Genomic DNA, 26,071 nt, shown 5'->3' on the forward strand with positions numbered 1-26,071 from the left:
TAGCACTTGGCCTTCATCACTCTTGTCAGTCAGTGCCGCAATGATGCAACCTTGCCGCAGGCAACAGTAAAGAGGGCGAGAGCCCGGCGCGTTCAGCATATTTCCAAGCGAGTTTCCTTCATGAAGAGCCAACCCGATGCCGCCAGCCGTACGGCGGCCGAGGTAGTGACGCAGTTGCCTGTGCCCTCGCGGCTCGGCATGCTGCGTTTCGAGCGCTTGAATGAAGCCAGCTGGGCGATGCTGTTTCTTGATCCCAACTGCGAACGCCAGTTCGGTCAACCGGCCGTCGAGCTCTGCGCGCTGGTCGGCTCGCCTTACGCCAGCCTGATGGAACCCGAAGCGCGTTATCAACTGCACGACGCGATCCAGCAGCAGCTCAGCGTGGGCCCGTACTATCTGGTGCGCTATACGTTGCACACCATGGCAGGCATGTTGAGTATCCTCGAACTCGGCGAGGCGTATAAACAGCACAACCGCCATCTGCTGCGCGGCTATCTGCTGGCGGTTGACAAGGTCTTTGACGATGCGCAAGCACTGCCCTCCGTTGACCTCGAAACCCAGAATTCCCGACTGCAAATCGCCCTTGAACTGAACCAGCGCGCCCAGCAGGAACAACTGCAACACCTCGAACGCGTGCGTGCCCAGCAAGATTTGATTCTGCTGCTCGCCCGTCAGCGCTACAGCACGCACAACTCGCTGCAAGAAGCCGCCGAACTGATCACCCGCAGTGCCTGCGACATCTACGAAATCGACTGCGCCAGCCTGTGGAACCTCGACGGCCAGCAACTGGTGCCGATCTCGGCTTACCACCGCGCAACGCAGGAGTACATCCTGCCCGACGTGATCGACGTGAGCAGCTTCCCCGACTATATGGAGGCGCTGCACAGTAGCCGCGCCATTGACGCCCACAACGCGATGCGTGACCCGCGTACCCGCGAAATGGCCGAGGCCCTGCGCCCGCGTGACGTCAATGCCATGCTCGACGCCAGCATCCGCGTCGACGGCCACGTAGTCGGCGTGTTGTGCCTGGAACAGACCGGCGTCACCCGCGCCTGGCAGTCCGATGAAATCGCCTTTGCCGGCGAACTGGCCGACCAGTTCGCACAAGTGATCAACAACCACAATCGCCGCACCGCCACCAGCGCCCTGCATCTGTTCCAGCGTGCGGTCGAGCAAAGTGCCAACGCGTTTTTGCTGGTCAACTGCGACGGCGTGGTCGAGTACGTCAACCCCAGCTTCACCGCCATCACCCAGTACACCACCGAGGAAGTCCACGGCCAGCGCCTGTCGGAACTGCCGGCCCTGGAAAACCTCAGCGAACTGCTGTTCGACGCGCCCTCGGCGCTGGCCAAGAGCAACAGTTGGCAGGGCGAATTCAAGAGCCGCCGCAAAAACCTCGAACCGTACTGGGGCCAGTTGTCGATCTCCAAGGTGTACGGCGACAACCGTGAGCTGACGCATTACATCGGCATCTACGAAGACATCACCCAGACCAAACTGGCGCAGCAACGCATCGAGCGTTTGGCGTACACCGACAACCTGACCAACCTCGGCAACCGGCCTGCATTTATCCGTAATCTGGACGAACGCTTCGCCCGGGATAGCGATACCCCGATCAGCCTGCTGCTGGTGGACATCGACAATTTCAAACGGATCAACGACAGCCTCGGCCATCAGACCGGCGACAAACTGTTGATCAGCCTCGCCCGCCGTCTGCGCAACAGCCTGAGCCCGAGCGGCAGCCTCGCCCGTTTCGCCAGTAACGAATTCGCTGTGTTGCTCGACAACACCGACCTTGAGGCCGGCCAACAGATCGCCAGCCAGTTGCTGATGACCCTCGACAAACCGATGTTCGTCGACAACCAACTGATCAGCGTCACCGGCTCCGTAGGCCTGGCCTGCGCGCCGCTGCACGGCCGTGATCCACAAACCCTGATGCGTAACGCCGGTTTGGCCCTGCACAAGGCCAAGGCCAACGGCAAACATCAGGTGCAAGTCTTTACCGAAGCGCTGAATGCCGAGGCCAGTTACAAACTGTTCGTTGAGAACAACCTGCGCCGCGCCCTGACCCAGAATGAACTGGACGTGTTCTACCAGCCAAAACTATGCCTGCGCAGCGGTCGCCTGCTGGGCATGGAAGCACTTTTGCGCTGGAATCATCCGGAACGCGGGATGATTCGCCCGGACCAGTTCATCAGCGTCGCCGAAGAAACCGGTCTGATCATTCCGATCGGTAAGTGGATCGCCCGTCAGGCCTGCCGCATGAGCAAAGCCCTGACCGCCGCCGGGATGGGCAATCTGCAAGTGGCGATCAACCTGTCGCCCAAGCAATTCTCCGATCCGGACCTGGTCTCCTCCATCGCCAACATCCTCAAGGAAGAAGCGTTGCCGGCCAATCTGCTCGAACTGGAACTGACCGAAGGCCTGCTGCTCGAAGCCACCGAAGACACGCACCTGCAGCTCGATCAGCTCAAGCGCCTGGGCCTGACCCTGGCCATGGACGACTTCGGCACCGGTTATTCATCGCTCAGCTACCTGAAAAAATTCCCGATCGACGTCATCAAGATCGATCGCAGTTTCATCCACGAAATCCCCGACAACCAGGACGACATGGAAATCACCTCCGCGGTGATCGCCATGGCCCACAACCTGAAACTCAAAGTCGTGGCCGAAGGTATCGAGACTGCCGAGCAACTGGCGTTCCTGCGTCGTCATCGCTGCGATGTCGGCCAAGGCTACCTGTTCGATCGGCCAATCCCGGGCGCCGAGCTGATCCAGGCCCTCAAACGCTACCCACGCGGCCCGCTCTGCCTCTGAGCACCACAGATCTCCCCTGTCGATGAATTTCCCCTGTGGAATCGTCGCACCGTCGCTCCCACATTTGAATAGTGCGAAATCGGGCATCATTGGGCACACTGGCGGTCTGATTTTTTACATCCCATCCTGACTGAGAGGAACGATCATGGTTCTGCGCTCGGAAATTCTGGTGAACAAAAACGTGCTCCCCACTAAAGATCAAGCTCTGCCCGGCCGCGAAACTGCGATGACCCTGCCGGAAAAACACTTCGTCTTCGAAGAAACCCCGCTGCTTGGCCCGTTTTTCCAGGACGTCGATTTTGCGATTTTCGGTCTGGGCTGTTTTTGGGGCGCCGAACGCCGCTTCTGGCAGCGTGAAGGCGTGGTCAGCACCGTGGTCGGTTACGCCGGCGGTTTCACACCGAACCCGACTTACGAAGAAGTCTGCTCAGGCCTGACCGGCCATGCTGAAGTGGTGCTGGTGGTGTATGACAAAGCGCAAGTCAGCTACGAAGCACTGCTCGCGATGTTCTGGGAACTGCATAACCCGACACAAGGCATGCGCCAGGGTAACGATATCGGCACCCAGTACCGCTCGGTGATCTACGCGACCACACCTGAACAACTGGACGCGGCGCTGAAGAGCAAAGCGACCTACCAGGCCGAGTTGTCGAAGGCGGGCCTGGGTGAGATCAGCACCGAGATCGAGCAGGCACCAACCGTGTACTTCGCCGAGGCGTATCACCAGCAGTATCTGGCGAAGAACCCTGAGGGTTATTGCGGGATTGGCGGCACCGGCGTGTGCATGCCACCGAGCCTGGCGGGTAACTGACCCTTTAAAGCAAAAGATCGCAGCCTTCGGCAGCTCCTACAGGAGATCAAAGGTCGTACGCACATTGGTGGACGACGCCGAACTGGGTAGGAGTTGCCGAAGGCTGCGATCTTTTAATCTTGCCGTTGATCAACTCTCGGCAATCAACCAGTCCATCTGCCACCCGCCCTGGGTCTGCCCCAGCTTCTTCGACAACCACGGCAGCAGCTCACGTAATTCTTCCTCCAGCCCCCACGGCGGATTGGCGATCGCCATGCCCGAACCGTTCAGGCTGTTCGGCGTGTCCAGCGGATGCACCAGCAGTTCTACGCGCAACAACTTCGGCGCACCGGTGCCAGCCAAGTCCTGATAGAAACGCCGCAATGCACGCTGATCCTTCACCGGATACCAGATCGCCGCCACGGTTTGGCGCATCCGGCCAATCGCCTCTTTCATCGATGCCGCACACCGCTGCATTTCATCGAGCTGTTCGAACGGCGGGTCAATCAACATCACCGCACGCTTCTCCTGCACAGGCAACATCGCCCGCGCAACGTGCCAGCCCTCGCCCAGATGCACTTTTACCCGGCGATCACCGGCCATGTTGTCCTTGAGCAGCACGCCGTCTTCCGGGTGTTTCTCGTTGAGCATCACCCGGTCCTGCGGCCGGGTCAGGCGCCGCGCCAGCTCCGGCGAACCCGGGTAGTAGCGCAGTTGGCCATCCGGGTTCATCTCGTGCAGCACCTTCATATAGTCGGCGGTCAGCGCCGGCAGATCCGGCTGATCCCATAAGCGCGCGATACCTTCCAGGTACTCACCGGTACGGTTGGCCTGATCGCCCTGCAAGTCATACAGACCGATGCCGGCGTGCGTGTCGAGATAGGCAAACGGCTGCTCCTTGCGCGACATCAAGGCGATGATGCGGGTCAAGGTCAGGTGTTTGAACACATCGGCGTGATTGCCGGCATGGAAGGCGTGACGATAATTCATGGCTGCTCCTGCGAAGGGCGCAAAGTTTACCTTTTACCGGGCGGCAAGTCAGGGGTTGGCAGCCGAGAGGGCCTCAACGTCAAAAGATCGCAGCCTTCGACACTACAGATGATCCCGAGCAGTCTGTATCAAGGCTGCGATTTTTCGTGGAGAGTACGACCGACTCAGACAAACGGTCATTATTCCGTCAACTACCTGTCAGGTCTGACAGTAGCGCCGCCAGCAATGCTGACTGATAGTTACCAAGGCACGAATGAATCGATTGCCGAGTATTTTTTATTGATGGAAGGAGGCTGGAAATGGCAAAGGATATTGTAGTTACACCGGGCAAGGGCACCGTCAGCGGAACCTATACCGTAGATCCGAACGGAGTTTATCCAACGTATTCTGTGTCTGTTCAGCCCGATGACAACAGCGGAGAGCTTAGCGTAACAACTCCAGCCAACCCGAATCTGAAAAAGGGCGATAGGGTCAGCTTTACCGTATCTGAGGGCCCGGCGGGAAGACTCCTGGGGAATGTGGAAAAGATCTAACAGCAAAAATAACCATGCCAACAAACATGCTTGCAAATGCGATCTTTTGATCTCGCGGTATCAGGAAGGCGTGGCGCCCAAGCGTCGACCGATGACGTCGAGCAAATCACAGCCGTCGCGCAAGGGAATGGCGCAGAGTTTGGCGAAGTCGCTAAGGATGAGGGAATCGCATTCGATCGAGCCGCGCATGCACAGGTTTTCCAGCACCTGGACGACCGTGCGTATGCGGTAGTTGGCGGCGACCGTCCACGCCACATCGCGACAAAAGCAACATAAAGAAACATCTTCCTACTGAATTCACGTCGTTCCAATCGCAGAGGGAATGCGAAGATCCGTCTCACTTAAAACCTGTAAAGAGGGAAATTTACATGGGTAGAAAGGTGATCGGAATCGGTGCTCCAACTTCAACAGGAGGCTCGGTACTGGAAGGAAACGTCGGAATTAACATTGATTACGCCGTGAGCACTTCGTCCATCGGCCACATAGCCAGTTGCCCTGTATGCCCTCCTGGCAAAGGCCCCATCGTCGCTGTCGGACCAAGAACAGTCACTCTACCTGCAGGGCCGGTTGCGCTAGAGGGCGATTATGTAGCGTGTGGTTGTCCACCGAAATCCAACACTGTTCTCTCTGGTCAATCATCCGTCTTTGGCGGCGGCGAACACAGCGCTGCGAGCTTCTCAGCCATCATCCCTTTGATACCCAAACCAAAGAGTATTCAACGCATTACGCTTTCATATGGGGAGAGCCAGATTCCGGTCGACTCGGTTTCTCGCTTCTACACCGACCTGAATATTCATGTAAAAACTTCGGGTTACTCACCCGGCGAGATCGTTAGTGTGACGATCACGGGTGCAGCAGAAAAAACTCTGTCCGGCACCGTGGGGGCGAAAGGTATAGCGATTATTCCAAACGCTTTTCAAGGTGAAGTCTTCGACATGGAAGGTGAGGTCTAATGGCTCAGCTCAATATCAGCTCAGGTGGCGTAAACACTAACATCGTCGTAAAGCGTCCAAAATTCAGCACTCTGTGGACTGCTTACGCAGAAGTTGGCCTGAAAAGCTCGATTGATGTTTATGCGCTTGTTGGGGGTAACGTTGAGGCAGCCCGAGCAGAAAAGCCTGACGCTTACGCGAACGCTTGCGCACTGAGGATAAGCAGGGGATTTAATTATGGTGGATACAAAATTCCGAAAGGAACGATCATTCCGAGCAAGTCCATTTATCGTCTGGCCGGCGCAGACCAACTCCCCTACATCATGAAAGTCGCAGATTTTTTGACGTTCCTGAAACACAACTGGGGCGCTCCGGATCGCGAGCTAAAAATGAGTGAGGCGGATTTCATCAATGGCAAGAAAGGCGTGATTATCATGGAGATCACCGGATGGCTCGATGCTACAGGTCATGCGACTTTGTGGAATGGCAGCACAACCGGAGACAACAGTGACTACCATCGTCCAGATAGCCACACTTACGACCGGGCAGGCGTAACGCTGGAAAAGATCAACTTTTGGGAGTTAAAGGGATGAAGTTCCAGCTAATCATCGCATTCAGCATTTTGGGTGCATCTGGCAATGCCCTGGCAAGCGAAGTAGACGTGAACAGTGCGAGGACATCACTGAAAAATTACGGTCTCGCCAACTGCATATCGAATCAGTTCAAAAATCAGTCCGACATCAAGTCGGATATCGGACTAGCTATTGGCGCCTACTCCGCAATGGGTAAAGGGCAACACGCAATATCGCAGAATGAAGATACGCTTGAAGTCATCCATGACCCTTATGCGGAAACCGAAAAATTCATGACTGACGCATATGCGAAGGCTTCTTCTACCAGCAAGCAATCGGGCAAAAATGTTGTGTTTTATTCTTGCCTCGAAATTTACAACTCACCTGCCTTCGAAGCATTTATCAAGTCGCAGGATGCGTATATCTCAGACTGATTACGCGCTCAGCGTTGCCTCAACGTCAAAAGATCGCAGCCTTCGCGCAACGGGATCACGCAGAGCTGGGCGAAGTCGCTGAGGATCATCGAGTCGCACTCGATCGAGCCGCGCATGCACAGGTTTTCCAGCACCTGGACGACGGTTCGGATGCGGTGGTTGGCAGCGTCCATCAGGATGTCGGAGGGGACGTGGGTGTCGATGAACAGGGTGGGCATGTCGCTGCAGTTGCCGGTGAGGGCCATGAAGCGGTTGTCGGGATGGGGGATGATTTTTTCGTAGGGTGGATCGGGGTGCATGTTCGTCATTTTGTTATCTCCATGATTGATAAACGTTAGCCGCCAACGCACCTTCCTACAGGTTTGGGTGGCAGCTGTGCGCAAGAGTAGGAACCGAGCAATCATGGACCTCGGTCACGCCGAAGCGTGTCCCACGCACAGCCGCCGTGAACGATCTTATGGACTTGAATCAAGTGCCGCAGAAATCCAACGAGCTGTAACCTCATGAAAGCGAGGGTTCCTACACCCTGTCACCACTCTCGCAGTGACAACGAAAAGACTATCCCTGCAACCCGCCGCCCACCAGTTCATGAAAAACGCCGCAACTCGAAGGAAACGTCCGAAGCCTTCGCCCGGAAATGTCACTCCAGCTCTGCCAGCAAATACGCCAACAACGCCGATTGCGACGATTCTTCCGACATTGAAACCTGAAAAAACCGCCTGACCTTGCAACGCAAAACCGCCTCGGGAAACGCCTCGAACAATGCGGGATGCTCCTCGCTCAGCCATTGCACCGCGTTGCCTACGCGGACTTCATCCCCCGCCGAAGCCAACACCGAGTCAGGCACCGCCCACCAAGGAAACACACGCCCCGAAACCTGCGCCCGCCCCCCGATTTCCAAGGCCTGACCATTGATCAGTCCGCGTGAAATCATCGGCAAAAGCTGCGCCGCATCCACTGCATCGGACTTCAAGATCGGCAACAAAAACCGCCCATCCCAAAACCGAAAAAACACCGTTTTACCGCTCGGCATCAGCACCTGAGTCAGGCTGCGAAAATGCTCGACCACCACTTCCAGGCTCGCCGAAGACACCGCCAACCAGCCCCAGTCACGGGACTCGGTAGTCGCCACCCAATCCAGAAACTCACTGTCCGCCGCGACAATTCCCACATAGGGCATCACCGCGTCCCACTCGGCGTAAATCGTGTCCGCCCAGACCGGATTCGACCTCACCAGAGGCGGTTTGGCATCGCTGGCGTTACTGAAGATCGCGAACAACTGCTCCGACGGCTTCAGCAACTGATGCGCCAGCCATGCGCGGGGCTCAAGAAAGTCAAGCTGCACAGGCACCGTCCTTGCAGCGCTCGCACTCTTCGCAGAACGGCGCATCGCCTTTAAAACTCATGATTTGCGCGGCCGTCAGCATTGCCGCCGGCGCCGCCGCCAATGTATCCGGCAACCCCGGCACACTCGGCGCCGCGCTCATCGCCGCCATTGGCGCCCCACCCACAACAATCGGCACGCTGCTGAAGATCCCGCCGGGGCCGATGTTGATCCACTGCCCGCCCGCCTGAATCGTCGCGCTCGCGCCGCCGTCGATCACCACTTGCTGGCCGGCGCTGACGTGGAATTGCGCGCTGGCGCTGGTCGCCTGATTGCTCACGCGGATATGCCGATCGCCGACAACCGTCAGATGATCGTCCTGCTTCACTTCGGCCTTGCGCTGGCCGTGGGTGATGCGTTGTTCGTCGGCCTTCAATTCATGTTTGGCGGTGCCGGTGACGACGATGCTGCGCTGGTTGTCGACCTGCACCTGTTGATCGTGCAGCACATGCTGCGTCCAGTTGCGCTGGGCGCGCAGGTAGATCTCCTCGGCGCCTTTTTTATCCTCGATGCGCAGCTCGTTGTAGCCCCCGCCACCGGGGCTGCTCTGGCTGCGGAAGAGGCTGCGGGTTTTCTCGGCCGGCAGTTCCAGCGGCACTGGGGTTGCAGCGTTGGGCAGGCAGCCCATGACCAACGGTTTATCGGCATCGGCGTCGATGAAACCGACCAGCACTTCCATGCCGACTCTTGGGATCAGCACGCTGCCGTAGCCGTCATGCGCCCACCCCGTGGCGACCCGCAGCCAGCAACTGGAATGTTCGTTGAACTCGCCGTCACGGTCCCAGGCCAGTTGCACCTTGACCCGACCGTATTCGTCGCAATGTATTTCGCTGTCCTGAGGCCCGGTGACGACGGCGGGTTGATACCCGCGCACCTGCGGCTTCGCCCCCAAGGCTGGGCGAAAGAACGCGTCCCACGGTGTGGCGAGAAAGGTATTACGGTACCCCTGGAACTCTTCCCCATCACCGGTCACCGATTCCTCCAGCACTTGCGGCTGTCGGCCACGGTGTTCAATGGCTGTCAGCAACCAGAGATCGTTCCAGTCCTGACGCGGATGCTCGGTGAGTTGCAGGAAATGTCCGCTAACCAGTGCCGACTCATCGCTGATGCCTTCGGCCTGACGGTAATCGGCGGCATGGCGCTCAAGTGCCCGCTGAACCAGGTGTTTACCGGTTTCACGATTATCGAATTGTCCGGGAAAGTGATAGTCCTCCAGCACCGGGCGCTGCTCACCGTCGATGCGGCTTTCCAGTTGCAGGCGCGGCTTTTCAAAGTTGTAGTCGCGCCGGGTGACTACGCTGGTGCGGGTTTGCACGCGAACGTTGAAACGCTTGATCGCTGGCGCTCCGCCCGCCATGCCACTGCCCGGCAAATACAGATTCGGTCGGGCCAATCGCGGGAACACGGTTTGATCATCGCCGAACACCAGCAAGTGGCCTTCGGGACTGTGCTGAAAGTGGTAATGAATACCGACTTCAGCACACAGACGCTGGATGAACGCCAGATCGCTCTCGGCGTATTGCACGCAATATTCACGCTGCGGGTAGTCGCTGCCGAGGTGAAACTCAAAGGCATCGCGCAGGATCGCGTGATCCTTGAGGATCTGCGCCACGATCTGCGGCACGCTCTGATGCTGGAATATCCGCTGATTGATCCGCTGCCCAAGGTATGTCAGACGCGGGACAAGGCTTACGTGATAGCGCGTCAGACGTTTCCCGGAGTCGCCCTGCCCGACCTGATAAATCTGACCATGGACGCCGGAACCGTCTGCATCAAAGCTCAGAAACGCCTGACAGTGCAGCAGGCTTTCCAGGTCCAGATCCGGCCGCTCGCTGACCAGTTCCAGCTCAAAACGAAAGGGTTGGCTGATGGCCTCCTTGCCCGTGAACTCAAGAACCTTGAGGTCATGCTGGGCGCCTTCGAGGGTCAACGTGAAACGCGGTTGATTGGCAGGCGCGAACATCCAATGTCTCTCTGCAGAATGAGGGCGGGCGATTCTGCATGAGGGGCTAGGGGTGTGGACTGGGTGACGGAAAAATCAGATTTACCCTACCTTTTTTGTCGAAAAAGCCTTCGAATATCGGCGCATCCGACTACAGACTCATCCCTCAAACACTGGGTTATCCAATGGTCTTGAGAAATTGCAGGCACAAAAAAACGGCCCGCCTCTTGTAGGAGTCGGGCCGTTTTCTGTGAGCCTCAGCTCAGTGCAATCACTTGTTCAGGTGGAAATCTTTTTCCGCCGCTTCGAAGCGCTGCACCATGCCTTTGGTTGGCTCGCCCAGTTTGCTGACGATGTAGATCGCCAGGCTGGCGAAGATGAAGCCCGGGATGATTTCGTACAGACCCATCAGCTCGAAATGCTTCCAGACCACCACGGTGATCGCGCCGACCAGGATACCGGCCAGTGCGCCGTCACGGGTCATGCCTTTCCAGATCACCGAGATCAGTACAACCGGACCAAACGCGGCACCGAAACCGGCCCAGGCGTAGGACACCAGACCCAGTACACGGTTATCCGGATTGGACGCCAGACCGATAGCGATCAGTGCGACCAGCAGCACCATGGTGCGACCGACCCAGACCAGTTCCTTCTGCGAAGCGGATTTACGCAAGAAGGTTTTGTAGAAGTCTTCAGTCAAAGAACTGGAGCACACCAGCAACTGGCAGCTCAGGGTACTCATCACTGCCGCCAGGATCGCCGACAACAGGACACCGGCAACCCATGGGTTGAACAGGATTTTGGTCAGTTCGATGAACACACGCTCAGGGTTCTCGGTGACGGCGCCCGCCACTTCCGGGTGCGCCGAGAAGTAAGCGATACCGAAGAAGCCAACCGCCACGGTGCCGGCCAGGCACAGGATCATCCAGGTCATGGAGATGCGGCGAGCCTTGGCAATCGATTTCACCGAATCAGCGGCCATGAAACGCGCGAGGATGTGAGGCTGACCGAAGTAGCCCAGACCCCAGCCCATCAACGAGATGATGCCGATGAAAGTGGTGCCCTTGAGCATATCGAAGTTGCTTGGGTCCTTGGCTTCGATGGCCAGGAACGTGGTGTCGACGCCACCGGTCGCCAGCAGCACGATGATCGGCGTGAGGATCAGAGCGAAGATCATCAGCGTGGCTTGCACGGTGTCAGTCCAGCTCACCGCGAGGAAACCGCCAATAAAGGTGTAGGCAATCGTCGCCGCAGCACCGGCCCACAGCGCCGTCTCGTAGGACATGCCGAAGGTGCTTTCAAACAGACGGGCGCCGGCCACGATGCCGGAAGCGCAGTAGATGGTGAAGAACACCAGAATCACGATCGCCGAGATGATCCGCAGCAGGCCGCTTTTGTCTTCGAAACGGCTGGCGAAGTAGTCCGGCAGGGTCAAGGCATCGCCGTTGTGCTCGGTCTGCACACGCAGACGGCCGGCGACGAACAGCCAGTTCAGGTAGGCACCGATCACCAGACCGATGGCGATCCAGCCTTCAGACAGACCGGACATGTAGATGGCGCCCGGCAGGCCCATCAGCAACCAGCCACTCATGTCGGAAGCACCGGCAGACAGAGCCGTTACGACACTGCCCAGGCTGCGGCCGCCAAGAATATAGTCAGAAAGGTTGTTGGTGGAGCGATAGGCCATCAAGCCGATCAGCACCATTGCTGCGATGTAGATCACGAACGTGATCAGGGTTGGATTGCTTACGCTCATTGAGTTACGCCCTGGCTTTGTTTTTATGTAGCAGCGGTGGTGAATCGTGCGCAAACGACTAAGTTTGGCAGACGATTCCGTATCCCGCGCATTTAGGACTGATGTTTCCCCAGGAAAGCCACCAGCCGGTACACCGGGTATCCCGGTTGCACCTTGGGCGCGAATGCTATGCAACAAATCAAATAAGGTGCAACCAGTTTCGACCGAATAAGTTGCACCTAGTCGGATTTATCGACAATCGCCCCGTTTCTGCTCCCTTTTGTGGCAGTCATGGCGCTTGGCTAGAAGCAAAAGCACCAAGCAGGGGCAGCCCTTTCGTGCCAGAAACCAATTCCTGACGAACTGCCTGTTTTTCCGACAAAAAAGGGTTGCACCCGGTTGCACCTCTTTCAACGCGCGGCTAATCTTGCCGCCAGCTGATGCCACGCAACTGTGGCAACCATGAGGATAAAAATATGGCTACCACCACCCTTGGGGTCAAACTCGATGACCCAACCCGCGAGCGCCTGAAGGCGGCCGCAACCTCGATTGATCGCACGCCGCACTGGCTGATCAAGCAGGCAATTTTCAATTACCTGGAAAAACTCGAGGGTGGTGCAACCCTGACCGAGCTGAACGGCCTGAGCGCCAAGGACGCCGATGACGCGGGCGAAGTCCACACCGATCACGCCCACCAGTGCTTCCTCGAATTCGCTGAAAGCATCCTGCCGCAATCGGTACTGCGTGCTTCGATCACCGCCGCTTACCGTCGCCCTGAGCCGGAAGTGGTGCCGATGCTGATCGAGCAGGCACGCCTGCCGGCAACGATGGCCGAGGCCACCAATAAGCTCGCCGCGACCATCGCGGAAAAACTGCGTAACCAGAAGAGTGCCGGCGGTCGTGCAGGCATTGTTCAGGGCCTGCTGCAGGAATTCTCCCTGTCCTCCCAGGAAGGCGTGGCGCTGATGTGCCTGGCCGAAGCGCTGCTGCGCATCCCGGACAAAGGCACTCGCGACGCGTTGATCCGCGACAAGATCAGCACCGGCAACTGGCATCCGCATCTGGGCAACAGCCCTTCGCTGTTCGTCAACGCGGCCACTTGGGGCCTGCTGCTGACCGGCAAGCTGGTGTCCACGCACAACGAAGCCGGCCTGACGTCGTCCCTGAGCCGCATCATCGGCAAGAGCGGCGAGCCGATGATCCGCAAGGGCGTCGACATGGCCATGCGCCTGATGGGCGAGCAGTTCGTGACCGGCGAAACCATCGCCGAAGCCTTGGCCAACGCGAGCAAGTTCGAAGCCAAGGGCTTCCGTTATTCCTACGACATGCTCGGTGAAGCCGCACTCACCGAACACGACGCGCAGAAGTACCTTGCGTCGTACGAACAAGCCATTCACTCGATCGGCAAAGCCTCCCACGGTCGTGGGATTTATGAAGGCCCGGGCATTTCCATCAAGCTGTCGGCACTGCACCCGCGTTACAGCCGTGCGCAGTACGAGCGCGTGATGGAAGAGTTGTACCCACGCCTGCTGTCGCTGACCCTGCTGGCCAAGCAATACGACATCGGCCTGAACATCGACGCCGAAGAAGCCGACCGTCTGGAACTGTCGCTGGATCTGCTCGAGCGCCTGTGCTTCGAACCGCAACTGACGGGCTGGAACGGTATCGGTTTCGTCATCCAGGCGTATCAGAAGCGTTGCCCGTACGTGATTGATTACGTGATCGATCTGGCGCGCCGCAGCCGTCACCGCCTGATGATCCGCCTGGTGAAAGGCGCGTACTGGGACAGCGAAATCAAGCGTGCCCAGGTCGAAGGTCTGGAAGGCTATCCGGTCTACACCCGCAAGGTGTACACCGACGTTTCCTACATCGCCTGCGCACGCAAACTGCTGTCGGTGCCGGAAGTCATCTACCCGCAGTTCGCCACGCACAACGCCCACACCCTGTCGGCCATTTACCACATTGCCGGTCAGAACTATTACCCGGGGCAGTACGAGTTCCAGTGCCTGCACGGCATGGGCGAACCGCTCTACGAGCAGGTTGTCGGCAAAGTTTCCGACGGCAAGCTGAACCGTCCGTGCCGCGTGTACGCGCCGGTCGGTACCCACGAAACGCTGCTGGCTTATCTGGTCCGTCGTCTGCTGGAAAACGGCGCGAACACTTCGTTCGTCAACCGCATCGCCGACCAGTCGATCTCGATTCAGGAGCTGGTGGCCGATCCAGTGGCTCAGATCGAGCAAATGGCAACCGTGGAAGGTGGTTTCGGCCTGCCGCATCCGCGCATTCCACTGCCGCGTGACTTGTATGGCGCCGAGCGCGCCAACTCCAGCGGCATCGACATGGCCAACGAACATCGTCTGGCGTCGCTGTCCTGCGCCCTGCTCGCGACCGCGCACAACGACTGGAAAGCGGCGCCGATGCTCGGCTGCGCTTCCAGCAACGAAACGCCGGCAGCGGTGCTGAACCCGTCGGATCACCGCGATGTGGTCGGTCATGTGCAGGAAGCCACCGTCGAAGACGTCGACAACTCGATTCAATGCGCCCTGAACGCTGCGCCGATCTGGCAGGCTACCCCGCCCGCCGAACGCGCCGCGATTCTGGAACGTGCCGCTGACCTGATGGAAGGCGAGATTCAGCCGCTGATGGGCCTGCTGGCCCGTGAAGCCGGCAAGACCTTCGCCAACGCCATCGCCGAAGTCCGTGAAGCGGTCGACTTCCTGCGTTATTACGCGGTGCAGGCGCGCAACGATTTCAGCAACGACGCCCACCGTCCACTGGGCCCGGTGGTGTGCATCAGCCCTTGGAACTTCCCGCTGGCGATCTTCAGCGGTCAGGTCGCTGCGGCACTGGCTGCGGGTAACCCGGTCTTGGCCAAACCTGCGGAGCAAACCCCGCTGGTCGCCGCGCAAGCCGTGCGTTTGCTGCTCGAAGCCGGTATTCCGGAAGGCGTGCTGCAACTGCTGCCGGGCCGCGGTGAAACCGTCGGTGCCGGTCTGGTCGGTGACGAGCGCGTCAAAGGCGTGATGTTCACTGGCTCCACCGAAGTGGCGCGCCTGCTGCAACGCAACATCGCTGGCCGTCTCGACAGCCAGGGCCGCCCGATTCCGCTGATCGCTGAAACCGGCGGCCAGAACGCGATGATCGTCGACTCCTCGGCACTCACCGAACAAGTCGTCATTGATGTGGTGTCCTCGGCCTTCGATAGCGCCGGTCAGCGTTGCTCGGCCCTGCGTGTGCTGTGCTTGCAGGAAGATTCCGCCGATCGTGTCATCGAAATGCTCAAAGGCGCGATGGCCGAGGCTCGACTCGGCAACCCTGAGCGCCTGTCCGTGGACATCGGCCCGGTGATCGACGCCGAAGCCAAGGCTGGCATCGACAAGCACATCCAGGGCATGCGCGACAAAGGTCGTAACGTTTACCAGGTGGCGATCGCCGACACCGAAGAAGTCAAACGCGGCACCTTCGTCATGCCGACCTTGATCGAACTGGAAAGCTTCGACGAACTGCAGCGCGAGATCTTCGGTCCGGTGCTGCACGTGGTTCGCTACAAGCGTAAAGAGATCGACCAGTTGATCGGTCAGATCAACGCTTCCGGCTACGGCCTGACCCTCGGCGTGCACACCCGCATCGACGAGACCATCGCCAAGGTGATCGACAACGTCAACGCCGGTAACGTCTACGTCAACCGCAACATTGTCGGTGCCGTGGTCGGCGTGCAGCCGTTCGGCGGCGAAGGCTTGTCGGGTACCGGTCCGAAGGCTGGTGGCCCGCTGTATCTGTACCGCTTGCTGTCGACGCGTCCTACCGACGCCATCGAGCAATCCTTCGCTCGCGGTGATGCGGTCGTCGCGCCGGACGTTCGTTTGCGCGACGCCATGAGCAAGCCGCTGGCCGCCCTTAAAACCTGGGCTGAAAGCAACAAGTACGCGCAACTGAGCACGCTGTGCGCGCAGTACGCCGCACAATCGCAGAGCGGCATCACCCGCGCTCTCGCGGGCCCGACCGGCGAGAAGAACAGCTACGCGATCCTGCCACGCGAGCACGTGCTGTGCCTGGCGGACGTCGAAGGCGATCTGCTGACGCAACTGGCGGCGGTATTGGCGGTGGGCGGTTCGGCGGTTTGGCCGGAATCCGACTTCAGCAAGGCGTTGTACGCACGTCTGCCCAAGGAGATTCAGGCGCGAATCAACCGGGTTGCTGACTGGAACAAGGACGAGGTGGTGTTTGATGCGGTTCTGCATCACGGCCATTCCGATCAGTTGCGCGGCGTTTGCCAGCAAATCGCCAAGCGCGCCGGCGCGATTGTCGGGGTTCAGGGCTTGTCCCAGGGCGAGACCAACATTGCGCTGGAGCGTCTGGTGATTGAACGGGCGTTGAGCGTCAACACGGCGGCGGCGGGTGGTAACGCCAGCCTGATGACGATCGGTTAACACGCTGTCACTCCAGGCAACTGCAATGCTTGCCTGGAATGTCATTCCCCTGTGGGAGCGGGCTTGCTCGCGGATGCGGAGGATCAGTCGACATCAATGTTGCCTGACCCACCGCATTCGTGAGCAAGCCCGCTCCCACATTTGATTAGTGTTGCCCTCATTCCTGCATCACTGCCATCAATCATCCTGTTCAGCCTTTATTCCCCAGCCTAGACTCGGCCCAACCCCAATTTCAGGTAGGCCGCCATGTCCGAGTCGCTGCTCAGTTCCCGCAATCTGGCTTTCGAGCTGTACGAAGTCCTCGATGCCGAGGGCCTGACCCGGCGCGAGCGTTTTGCCGAGCACAACCGCGAGACCTTCGATGCCGCCATCGGTACGGCTCGCAACATCGCCGAGAAATACTTCGCGCCGCACAACCGCAAGGGCGACGAGAACGAACCGCGCTACGAGAACGGCCAGGCGATTCTGATTCCCGAGGTGAAACCGGCGGTGGATGCCTTCCTTGAAGCGGGTTTCCTCAACGCCGCGCGCAGTTTCGATGCCGGTGGCATGCAACTGCCGACCCTGCTTTCCCAAGCCTGCTTTGCGCACTTCCAGTCGGCCAACGCGGCTTCGACTTCGTACCCGTTCCTGACCATGGGCGCGGCGAATCTGATCGAGAGCTTCGGCACCGAAGAACAGAAACAGCGCTTCCTGCAGCCAATGATCGACGGCCGTTTCTTCGGCACCATGGCCCTCACCGAGCCGCATGCGGGCTCATCGCTGTCGGATATTCGTACCCGTGCCGAACCTTCGTCCGACGGCACTTATCGCCTCAAGGGCAACAAGATCTTCATTTCTGGCGGCGACCACCCGCTGTCGGAAAACATCGTGCACATGGTGCTGGCCAAACTGCCGGACGCACCGGCGGGCGTGAAAGGCATCTCGCTGTTTATCGTGCCCAAGTTTCTGGTCAACGATGATGGCAGCCTGGGTAAACGCAACGACGTATTGCTGGCCGGGCTGTTTCACAAGATGGGCTGGCGCGGCACGACGTCCACCGCGCTGAACTTCGGCGATAACGGGGAGTGTGTCGGCTATCTGGTGGGCAAACCGCATCACGGTTTGAGTTACATGTTCCAGATGATGAACGAAGCGCGGATCGGCGTCGGCATGGGCGCAGTGATGCTCGGATACGCCGGCTATCTCTACTCGCTGGAGTACGCGCGCGAACGCCCGCAAGGTCGCGTCCCGGACAGCAAAGACCCGACCACGGCGCCGGTGGCGATCATTCAGCACGCCGATGTCAGACGCATGCTGTTGACGCAAAAATCCTACGTTGAGGGGGCTTTTGACCTCGGCCTGTACGCCGCGCGGTTGTTCGATGACACCACAACACTGGAAACCGAAACCGAGCGCAAACAGGCCCATGAGCTACTGGATTTGCTGACGCCGATCGTCAAATCCTGGCCGTCGGAGTTCTGCCTGAAGGCCAATGAACTGGCGATCCAGATCCTCGGCGGTCACGGTTACACCCGCGAATATCCGGTGGAGCAGTACTACCGCGACAACCGTTTGAACCCGATCCACGAAGGCACCCACGGCATTCAGTCGCTGGACTTGCTCGGGCGCAAACTGGCGCAGAACGGTGGCGCAGGGCTCAAGCAATTGATCCGGTTGATCGCCGACACCGCCGAACGCGCCACCGCGTACGAATCGTTAACCGCATTGCGTGAGCCGCTGGAGAAACTGGTCGCGCGCCTGCAAGTGGTGACCATTGGCTTGCTGACCGATCTGGCGCAAGGCAAGGTCAACAGCAGCCTGGCGAATTCGGCGCTGTACCTGAAAGTGTTCGGGCACACGGTGATTGGCTGGCGCTGGCTGGAGCAGGCGATTCGCGCCGAGGAAGGCCTGGCCAAAGGTCAGGCGGCGGATGCTGATTTTTATAAGGGCAAGTTACAGGCGGCGCGGTATTTCCTGACGTGGGAAGTGCCGGGCTGCCACCATGAGCTGACGTTGCTCGAGGCGCGGGATGAAACGTGTCTGGGCATGCAGGACGCCTGGTTCTGAATCATCGCCCATGCGATGTCCCAAACACACTTCAACGGTCTTCACACCTGTCAGGTTTTACAGGTGTGAAGACCGGGAACTGGAGATAGGCTGTTTTCGCCCGACATGTAGTTTGCAGTTGCCCGGCAGGTACGGACATCAACGTCCGCTTCCCTTACCTCATCCGAGTAAACACCATGAGCGAACATGTTCTCGTAGACCAAACCGTCAAACTCTCAGGTCTTGTGACACTGGACTATTGCGTCCTTGCCGCTATCTCCCAAGCGCCTGCGCGCAGCGGTACGGTGTGGACGAACAAGGATTCTAGCGAGTCCATTGTCATCAGCAAAAACCATCACCGCCTCTCGGATGAAAAGTCGCAGATCAGTCTCACGACCTCGCCCGACAATGGCGCGCCGAGCGTTGAAACAACGGCGGCAGGAATGTTTGAGATCATTTGTGCTGAAGACCGGTACGAAACCACCAACCGGGTTTCTTACAAAGACTACACCCGGCTCAGTGCCAACCAATGGCGGTCGGTGGTCTATGGCGGTGCGGGGCTGAACGATGAAACGGCCGTCACCGAAATCGATCCTTATGTGAATCTCACTGAAGACCAGTTTCTGCTTTCCGCCAGAATCAATGATGTTGTGAAAGATCCCCAGGCAGTGCGAATCACCGGAAAACGTTACACCCTCAGAGGCGAGCGGTATCAAGTTACCGTCATCGCTCCGAACAACAGCTATGTCAGCGTGACGGACTTCAGCAAGGACGACATGTTCAGGACCCTGGCGGTGGGTGATAGCTATGTCGTCAATCAAGCCATGCGGACAGTCAAAGAGAAACGCGTTTTCTACATGGAGACTATTGGTGGCATCGACTTTTACGGACGGGAAATTCTTCTGGCGTGAAACAACTGATCCAAGGTCACGCCGACGCGCCATACCAGGCGCGCCGGTCCTTTTGAAAAAAGGCTGAACTCAGCTCAACTTGAACCCACCCATCTGCCGCGCCAGATCATCCGCCAGCTTCTGCAGCATCTGACAATCCTCACGACACGCCCGAACCTCCCCCGCCGTGGCCCGGGCCAGATCGGAAATGCCCTGTACGTTTCGGTTGATCTCTTCGGTCACCGTCGATTGCTCTTCCGTCGCTGTCGCCACCTGATGGTTCATGTCGCTGATGCGCTCGACCTGACCGGTAATCGCGGTCAGCGAGGCCCCGGTACGCTGGCTCGACTCAACCCCGGTGCCGGTCGCGGACTGCCCGGTGCGCATCGATGACACGGCGTTTTCTGCGCCCTGCTTGAGGTTGCCGATCATCTGCTGAATCTCGTCGGTGGATGCCTGCGTGCGGCGCGCCAAGGTACGCACTTCGTCCGCCACCACCGCAAAGCCACGGCCCATGTCCCCTGCACGCGCCGCTTCAATGGCGGCGTTGAGGGCCAGCAGGTTGGTCTGTTCGGAGACCCCGCGAATCACCGCCAGCACCGAGTCGATCGACGCCACTTGATGCGCCAGTTCTCCCACAGCGCCCGCTGCCACGCCGATCTCGTCAGACATGCTTTCTATATGCCGGATGGAGCCGCCGACCACTTCTCGCGCTTGCATGGCTTCATCGCGCGCCGTTTGCGAGGCGAGCGCTGCGTTGCCAGCGTTTTGCGCGATTTCCTGTACGGTCAGGCCCATTTCATGGACGGCGGTGGCGACCATGTCGGTCATCTCCTGCTGACGACCAGAGCGCTCGGCGGTGTTATCCACAACCTTGGCTACTTGGCCGACGGCGGTGCGCAAACGCTCACTGGTGGCCAGCACTTCGCCAATCATCCCTCGCTGACTGTCGAGGAAGCGGTTGAAACCGCGAGCAAGATCGCCCAGCTCATCGGCGCGACTGGAATCTAACCGGTGGGTCAAATCTCCACCACCGCTACCGATGGCTACCAGCGCGGCTGTTACCTGACGAATCGGTCGCACCAAGCCCTGGGCCAACCACACCACCAGCGCCAGGCACACCAGCGCTACCGCCAGCCCGATGCCGCCACTGAGCCACATCGCCCGCCGGGCTTCAGCGTAGATCTGCGACTGCGGCACTTCGGCCACCAACGTCCAGCCCAGATCGCGCAAAGGCAGGCTGAACGCCAGGAAGTCCTCGCCATCGCGCTGGAAGCTGCTGCTGACCGCATTTTTTTGACCGAGAACTGACTGCGCCGCCGCCGCACCGATCTGCTCCGTGAGGGTGCGTTTGCCACTGAACTGCGCCTCGGGATGGACCTGGATCAAACCGTCGGAACGCACGAGATAGACCTTGCCGCGCTCACCAAAGCTGAAGTTGTGGATCAGCTGCGACAGCTCTTTCATGCTCAGTCCAAGTCCGGCGACGCCGACCACTTTGCCGGCCTGCTCGACCTTCAAATCGATGAACAGTGCCAGCTCTCCGGTGGCGCCATCGTTGTCGATATTCAGGGTGCGCGGCTGAGTGCTGTCGAGGAAGGAATAGAACCAGGCATCGGCCGGTTTGGCGCGACTGAGGGTGCGATCCAGGCCTTTTTCGGTGATGTAATGATTGGAGTCGGTGCCGATGATCAAAGCGGTAAATGCCTTGTGTTCGGCGCGGATGCCCTCCAGATACTGCGCGAAGGCCGCTGTTTTGCTGCTGTCTTCGCCATTGGCCAGCCAGTCGCGGACCATGGAATTGCTGGCGATGTCTTTAGCGGCGGTGAGGGGCTGAACGAGGATACGTTCGATGTCGTTGCGCGTCGCTTCGATGCTCGACGGCAACGCTTGTTCGACCAGATAGCTCTGGGCGAGGCGGTTGACAACCAGGGTATAAATGCCAACCACGATCAGGATACTGACCAGCAGGGCGGTGCCCATGCTGAGAATCAGCTGCCATTGAATACTGCGTCGCCACAACTGCATGGAGCACCCCCAAAGAATAAGTGGCCGAAACAATGCAACAGCCGTGCCGATTGTATACAACTAAACCGACAATCTATTCTTTGGTTGTGCGCAACGCCATCAGCCCTGATTGATGGTCTTGGCGATGGTGTCGACCGTGGCGCTGACTTGCTCTTGGTAACGGTCGAGTTCTTCCTGGTGCTGCTTCTTCATTTCAATCTGCTGCGAGCACAGATTCATTGCCGCCAGCACCAGCAAACGATCACCGATCAGGGTCGGGTATTTGCGTTTGGTGTCTTCCAGCGCAGCCTTGAGCATCATGGCCGCGTCCAGCAGGGTCTGTTCTTCCCCGGCCGGTGCCTTGATCGAATAGTCCTCCCCAAGAATGGAGATGACTTTTACCCCTGCTGTCTGGTGGTTCATGCGCTGACGGGACCTGCGTTGACGCGATCAACCAGTGCCTGGATGCGCGCGGCGGTGGCGCCGTGCTTCTCTTCCTGCTCCATCAGGTTCAGTTGCAGGCTCTCGTTTTCATCCTTGGCCTGGGCCAGTTCCGTAGCCAGGGTCTGGTTGGTTTGCGCAAGGGTCTGGTTCTGTTGCACCAGTTCGCTGACGAGCTGTTCCAATTGGCTGAGGGATGCTTCCAACATTTTGATCTTCCAAGCGTTTTTCAAAGGGCGCGTACGATAAAGAAAAGTCACCACAGATGCCAGGGTTAAACCGGCGCAAAGCCTTGATTTTCCTGGTGGGCGACCGTTCCTGCGAGTTTAAAAGACTGTGATCTGCCGATCTGGTTCCTGCACTTCGTCGCCAGAGGGGCTGTGCGACAAATACGCACACCGGTTCAAGACTTTAGTCGCATGACCGATAAGTCATCCATACAGCAGTTTCAGCCCGCATGGATGCGGCCCTTTTCGGTATCCGCACATGTCCCTTCGCAATATGAATATCGCCCCTCGGGCCTTCACCGGTTTTGCCTTGATCGGCGGCCTGATGCTGATCCTGGGCGTGTTCGCCCTGAACCAGATGAGCAAAATCCGCGGCGCCGCCGAGGACATCACCTCCAACAGCGTGCCAAGCATCAAGAACCTCGATGAGTTCACGCAACTGACGCTGCGTCTGCGCGTGCTCTCGTACCGTTTGCTGGTGAATCGCGAACCGGACGTTCAGCAGAAAACCATGGAGTTGCTGGACACGCGCAACGCGCAGATCCGCAAGGCCCAGGCAGCTTACGAGCCGTTGATCGGCAGCGCTCAGGAGCGTGCGACCTATGATCAATACGTGCAGTTGCAGGGGCAATACCGCCAGATCGAAGAGCGGATGAAAAACCTGTCGCGCAACAATCAGGTGGATGAGTTGCGCAACTTGCTCAACACCGAGTTGCTGAACAACTCCGAAGCGATGAACACCGCCCTTAACACGTTGATGCAGATCAACGACAAACAGGTGCGCGACACCAACGAGCAAGCGGCCGAGCAGTACGCTACAGCGTTCGACCTGGTGGTCGCCCTGCTGGTAATCGCTACCGGTCTGACCTTGCTGTTCGCCTGGTTGCTGACCACCAGCATCACCAAGCCCATTGCCAAGGTTCTGGAAGCGGCGCAAACCATCGCCGAAGGCAACCTGACCCAGCCGATCCACGTTGACGGCTCCGACGAAGCCGGGCGCCTGCTGGCGGCCATGGCCAAGATGCAGTCCAAGCTGCGCGACACCCTGCAGCGGATTTCCGGTTCGGCCACGCAGTTGGCCTCCGCCGCTGAAGAGCTCAACAGTGTCACCGACGAAAGCGCCCGTGGCCTGACTCAGCAGAACAATGAAATCGAACAAGCCGCCACCGCGGTCAACGAGATGACCAGCGCGGTTGAAGAAGTTGCCCGCAACGCGGTCAGCACCTCGGAAGCCTCGAAGAACGCCACTACCTCGGCCGGCGACGGTCGTGACCTGGTGCAGGAAACCGTCAGCGCCATCGAACGCATGAGCGCCGACGTGCAGAGCACCGCGACGTTGATCGGCGACCTGGCCAACGAATCCCGCGACATCGGCAAAGTGCTGGACGTGATCCGTGGTCTGGCTGACCAGACCAACCTGCTGGCCCTGAACGCGGCGATTGAAGCGGCGCGTGCCGGTGAGGCGGGGCGTGGTTTTGCGGTAGTGGCTGATGAAGTTCGCGCCCTGGCCCATCGCACTCAGCAGTCGACCAGCGAAATCGAACGCATGATCGCCAGCATTCAAAGCGGTACCGAACACGCCGTGGACTCGATGCGTAACAGCACTGAACGCGCCGAATCGACCCTGAACATTGCCCGTGGTGCCGGAATGTCGCTGGACACCATCAACACCGCCATCGTCGAGATCAACGAGCGCAACCTGGTGATCGCCAGCGCCGCCGAAGAACAGGCGCAAGTGGCACGGGAAGTGGATCGCAACCTGGTGAACATCCGCGATCTGTCGGTGCAATCGGCCACCGGGGCGAATCAGACCAGTGCGGCGAGCAACGAGCTGTCGCGATTGGCGCTGGATCTGAACAACATGGTTGGGCGCTTCAGCCTCTAACGGCAAGATCGGCGCCAATGGCCGTCACTGCACTGATCGTTCCCACGCTCTGCGCGGGAACGCAGCCCGGGACGCTCCGCGCCCCAACGCGCACGCAGAGCGGCCATTGAGGCATCCCCACGCGGAGCGTGGGAACGATCTGGCATCCTCGGTGTAAAAACCTTTTTGACAGCATCACATTTCAACAGGTTAGAATCGCTGGCACGCAGACTGCATGGTCAGTTTGTGCCCGTTTTCACGCTTCTGGAGTACTGCCTTTGAATGCGACGACCATCAACAGCCTGTTCTTGATCGGCGCGTTGCTGGTAGGTGCGAGCATTCTCGTCAGCTCACTTTCATCCCGTCTCGGCATCCCGATTCTGGTCATTATTCTCGCGGTCGGCATGACCGCCGGGGTGGATGGCGCCGGGATCATTTTCGATAACTACCCGACGGCCTATCTGGTCGGCAACCTCGCACTGGCGGTGATCCTGCTCGACGGTGGCTTGCGCACGCGGGTTTCAAGTTTCCGCGTGGCGTTATGGCCGGCGCTGTCACTGGCCACGGTCGGGGTGCTGATCACCACCGGGCTGACCGGCATGGCGGCTGCATGGCTGTTCGATCTGAACCTGATCCAGGGCTTGCTGATCGGCGCCATCGTCGGCTCAACCGACGCCGCCGCCGTGTTCTCGCTGCTCGGCGGCAAAGGCCTGAACGAACGGGTGTCGGCCAGCCTGGAAATCGAATCCGGTAGCAACGACCCGATGGCGGTGTTTCTCACCGTGACCCTGATCGACATGCTCGCCAGCGGCCAGACGGGCTTGCACTGGAGCCTGCTGACCCACCTGATCCGCGAATTCGGCATCGGTGGCGTGATCGGTCTGGGCGGTGGCTGGCTGATGCTGCAACTGGTCAACCGGATCAACCTCGCCGCCGGCTTGTATCCGATTCTGGTGATCGCCGGTGGTCTGGCGGTGTTCGCCCTGACCAACGCGCTGCACGGCAGTGGCTTCCTCGCGGTTTACCTGTGCGGCCTGGTGCTCGGTAACCGTCCGGTGCGCAGTCGCCACGGCATCCTGCACATGCTCGACGGCATGGCGTGGCTGGCACAGATCGGTATGTTCCTGGTACTGGGTTTGCTGGTGACGCCGCACGATTTGCTGCCGATTGCCCTGCCCGCGCTGGGCCTGGCGCTGTGGATGATTCTGTTCGCGCGGCCGCTGTCAGTGATCGTGGGTCTGCTGCCGTTCAAGGCGTTCCATGGCCGCGAAAAAGCGTTCATTTCCTGGGTTGGTCTGCGCGGTGCGGTGCCGATCATTCTGGCGGTGTTCCCGCTGATGGCCGGGCTGCCCCATGCGCAGTTGTACTTCAACCTCGCGTTTTTCATCGTGCTGGTGTCGCTGCTGGTGCAGGGCACGAGCCTGCCGTGGGTCGCCAAATGGCTCAAGGTCACGGTGCCGCCCGAGCCCGCGCCGATCTCTCGGTCCGCGCTGGAAGTGCATATCACCAGTGAGTGGGAGCTGTTCGTTTATAAGCTCGGTGCGGAGAAATGGTGCATCGGTTCGCCCCTGCGTGAACTGAAAATGCCCGAAGGCACGCGTATTGCCGCCCTTTTCCGTGGTCAGCAACTGCTCCATCCGTCGGGTAGTACGGTGCTGGAGGTCGATGATTTGCTCTGTGTTATCGGCCATGAACACAACTTGCCGGCCCTCGGAAAACTCTTCAGTCAGGCACCGCAACGCGGCCTCGACCTGCGTTTCTTCGGCGACTTCGTGCTCGAAGGAGACGCCCAGCTTAAAGCGGTTGCAGCCCTCTACGGCTTGCCGGCCGAGGGCATCGATCCCGACATGACCCTGGGTGCCTTCATTGCCCACAAGGTCGGCGGCGCGCCCATCGTGGGCGACCAGGTGGAGTGGAACAACACCCACTGGACCGTCGCGGTCATGGACGGGAACAAGATTGGCAAAGTGGGCGTCAGATTCCCCGAAGGAAGTCGCCCGGGTCCCGGACTCTTCCTCTAAACTGCGCCCACTATCACTTGCTTGACCGGTCTCT

The 26,071-nt window shown here is 59.2% G+C and carries 18 protein-coding genes and 3 pseudogenes; 12 read left to right on the plus strand and 9 right to left on the minus strand.

Annotation, left to right across the window (positions count from 1 at the left end; all coding sequences use genetic code 11):
* The first annotated feature begins 120 nt into the window (after positions 1–120).
* Together AACY11_RS14440 and msrA are read left to right on the plus strand one after the other, a co-directional pair.
* On the plus strand, positions 121–2,817 hold the full coding sequence (locus tag AACY11_RS14440) for a putative bifunctional diguanylate cyclase/phosphodiesterase (protein WP_339432264.1): 2,697 nt from the start codon (positions 121–123) through the stop codon (positions 2,815–2,817).
* Between the two features lie 145 nt (positions 2,818–2,962).
* Positions 2,963–3,628: a peptide-methionine (S)-S-oxide reductase MsrA gene (gene msrA, locus AACY11_RS14445; protein WP_339432263.1), complete on the plus strand. Its 666-nt coding sequence runs from the start codon at positions 2,963–2,965 to the stop codon at positions 3,626–3,628.
* A gap of 129 nt (positions 3,629–3,757) precedes the next feature.
* Here the strand turns inward: msrA and AACY11_RS14450 are convergent, their stop codons facing one another.
* The gene (locus AACY11_RS14450) at positions 3,758–4,597 is read right to left on the minus strand and encodes a 23S rRNA (adenine(2030)-N(6))-methyltransferase RlmJ (protein WP_339495040.1); all 840 of its coding nucleotides are present in this window, start codon (positions 4,595–4,597) and stop codon (positions 3,758–3,760) included.
* Positions 4,598–4,896: 299 nt separating this feature from the next.
* On the opposite strand from AACY11_RS14450, the gene AACY11_RS14455 reads away from it, so the two are divergent.
* Positions 4,897–5,130 carry a hypothetical protein gene (locus AACY11_RS14455; protein WP_339495042.1) on the plus strand — a complete coding sequence of 78 codons (234 nt, stop codon included), beginning with the start codon at positions 4,897–4,899 and terminating at the stop codon, positions 5,128–5,130.
* A 60-nt stretch (positions 5,131–5,190) separates the two neighbouring features.
* Here AACY11_RS14455 and AACY11_RS14460 read toward each other — a convergent pair.
* A pseudogene (locus AACY11_RS14460) lies at positions 5,191–5,370 on the minus strand (hypothetical protein); the annotation flags it as partial.
* Positions 5,371–5,498: 128 nt separating this feature from the next.
* On the opposite strand from AACY11_RS14460, the gene AACY11_RS14465 reads away from it, so the two are divergent.
* Genes AACY11_RS14465 through AACY11_RS14475 form a run of 3 tightly spaced genes read left to right on the plus strand, consistent with a single transcriptional unit; the run spans position 5,499 to position 7,068 of the window.
* Positions 5,499–6,083, plus strand: a complete 585-nt coding sequence (locus AACY11_RS14465) for a PAAR domain-containing protein (RefSeq protein ID WP_339432260.1) — start codon at positions 5,499–5,501, stop codon at positions 6,081–6,083.
* On the plus strand, positions 6,083–6,655 hold the full coding sequence (locus tag AACY11_RS14470; protein WP_339432259.1) for a type VI secretion system amidase effector protein Tae4: 573 nt from the start codon (positions 6,083–6,085) through the stop codon (positions 6,653–6,655). Before AACY11_RS14465 ends, AACY11_RS14470 begins: the two co-directional genes overlap by 1 nt.
* Positions 6,652–7,068, plus strand: a complete 417-nt coding sequence (locus tag AACY11_RS14475) for a hypothetical protein (RefSeq protein WP_267798225.1) — start codon at positions 6,652–6,654, stop codon at positions 7,066–7,068. The genes AACY11_RS14470 and AACY11_RS14475 overlap by 4 nt, the downstream gene beginning before the upstream one ends.
* Before the next feature lie 8 nt (positions 7,069–7,076).
* On the opposite strand, the gene AACY11_RS14480 is transcribed toward AACY11_RS14475, so the two are convergent.
* The 4 genes from AACY11_RS14480 to putP form a co-directional block, all read right to left on the minus strand.
* Positions 7,077–7,376 (minus strand): hypothetical protein, encoded by a 300-nt coding sequence (locus tag AACY11_RS14480; RefSeq protein ID WP_339465370.1) that lies wholly within the window; start codon positions 7,374–7,376, stop codon positions 7,077–7,079.
* Between the two features lie 332 nt (positions 7,377–7,708).
* Complete coding sequence (locus tag AACY11_RS14485; protein WP_339495044.1) at positions 7,709–8,413, minus strand: DUF4123 domain-containing protein; 705 nt, start codon at positions 8,411–8,413, stop codon at positions 7,709–7,711.
* A complete protein-coding gene (locus AACY11_RS14490; RefSeq protein ID WP_339495046.1) occupies positions 8,403–10,415 on the minus strand; it encodes a type VI secretion system Vgr family protein in 2,013 nt (670 codons plus the stop codon). The genes AACY11_RS14485 and AACY11_RS14490 overlap by 11 nt, the downstream gene beginning before the upstream one ends.
* A 250-nt stretch (positions 10,416–10,665) precedes the next feature.
* Positions 10,666–12,150: a sodium/proline symporter PutP gene (putP, locus tag AACY11_RS14495; RefSeq protein ID WP_339432255.1), complete on the minus strand. Its 1,485-nt coding sequence runs from the start codon at positions 12,148–12,150 to the stop codon at positions 10,666–10,668.
* A gap of 455 nt (positions 12,151–12,605) precedes the next feature.
* Here putP and putA point away from each other — a divergent pair, with 455 nt between their 5' ends.
* From putA to AACY11_RS14510, 3 genes are all read left to right on the plus strand, one after another.
* Positions 12,606–16,559 carry a trifunctional transcriptional regulator/proline dehydrogenase/L-glutamate gamma-semialdehyde dehydrogenase gene (putA, locus tag AACY11_RS14500; protein WP_339495048.1) on the plus strand — a complete coding sequence of 1,318 codons (3,954 nt, stop codon included), beginning with the start codon at positions 12,606–12,608 and terminating at the stop codon, positions 16,557–16,559.
* Between the two features lie 246 nt (positions 16,560–16,805).
* Positions 16,806–18,608, plus strand: coding sequence for an acyl-CoA dehydrogenase (locus AACY11_RS14505; RefSeq protein WP_339432253.1), 1,803 nt, complete (start codon positions 16,806–16,808; stop codon positions 18,606–18,608).
* A 176-nt stretch (positions 18,609–18,784) separates the two neighbouring features.
* Positions 18,785–19,498 carry a hypothetical protein gene (locus AACY11_RS14510; protein ID WP_339432252.1) on the plus strand — a complete coding sequence of 238 codons (714 nt, stop codon included), beginning with the start codon at positions 18,785–18,787 and terminating at the stop codon, positions 19,496–19,498.
* A 69-nt stretch (positions 19,499–19,567) separates the two neighbouring features.
* Here the strand turns inward: AACY11_RS14510 and AACY11_RS14515 are convergent, their stop codons facing one another.
* The 3 genes from AACY11_RS14515 to AACY11_RS14525 form a co-directional block, all read right to left on the minus strand.
* On the minus strand, positions 19,568–21,505 hold the full coding sequence (locus AACY11_RS14515) for a methyl-accepting chemotaxis protein (protein ID WP_339495050.1): 1,938 nt from the start codon (positions 21,503–21,505) through the stop codon (positions 19,568–19,570).
* A gap of 99 nt (positions 21,506–21,604) precedes the next feature.
* Entirely contained in the window at positions 21,605–21,907 is a 303-nt protein-coding gene (locus AACY11_RS14520) for a cell division protein ZapA (protein WP_339432250.1), read from the minus strand.
* Positions 21,904–22,134, minus strand: coding sequence for a hypothetical protein (locus AACY11_RS14525; RefSeq protein ID WP_339432249.1), 231 nt, complete (start codon positions 22,132–22,134; stop codon positions 21,904–21,906). The genes AACY11_RS14520 and AACY11_RS14525 overlap by 4 nt, the downstream gene beginning before the upstream one ends.
* 343 nt (positions 22,135–22,477) lie before the next feature.
* Between AACY11_RS14525 and AACY11_RS28410 the strand changes: the two are divergent.
* The 3 genes and pseudogenes from AACY11_RS28410 to AACY11_RS14535 form a co-directional block, all read left to right on the plus strand.
* Positions 22,478–23,134: pseudogene (locus tag AACY11_RS28410) on the plus strand (MCP four helix bundle domain-containing protein); the annotation flags it as partial.
* Between the two features lie 303 nt (positions 23,135–23,437).
* Positions 23,438–24,037 (plus strand): annotated as a pseudogene (locus AACY11_RS28415) (methyl-accepting chemotaxis protein); the annotation flags it as partial.
* Between the two features lie 257 nt (positions 24,038–24,294).
* Entirely contained in the window at positions 24,295–26,037 is a 1,743-nt protein-coding gene (locus AACY11_RS14535) for a potassium/proton antiporter (RefSeq protein WP_339432247.1), read from the plus strand.
* Positions 26,038–26,071 lie beyond the last annotated feature (34 nt).

This window comes from Pseudomonas sp. RA_105y_Pfl2_P56 (assembly GCF_963970845.1).
GTDB lineage: Bacteria > Pseudomonadota > Gammaproteobacteria > Pseudomonadales > Pseudomonadaceae > Aquipseudomonas > Aquipseudomonas baetica_A.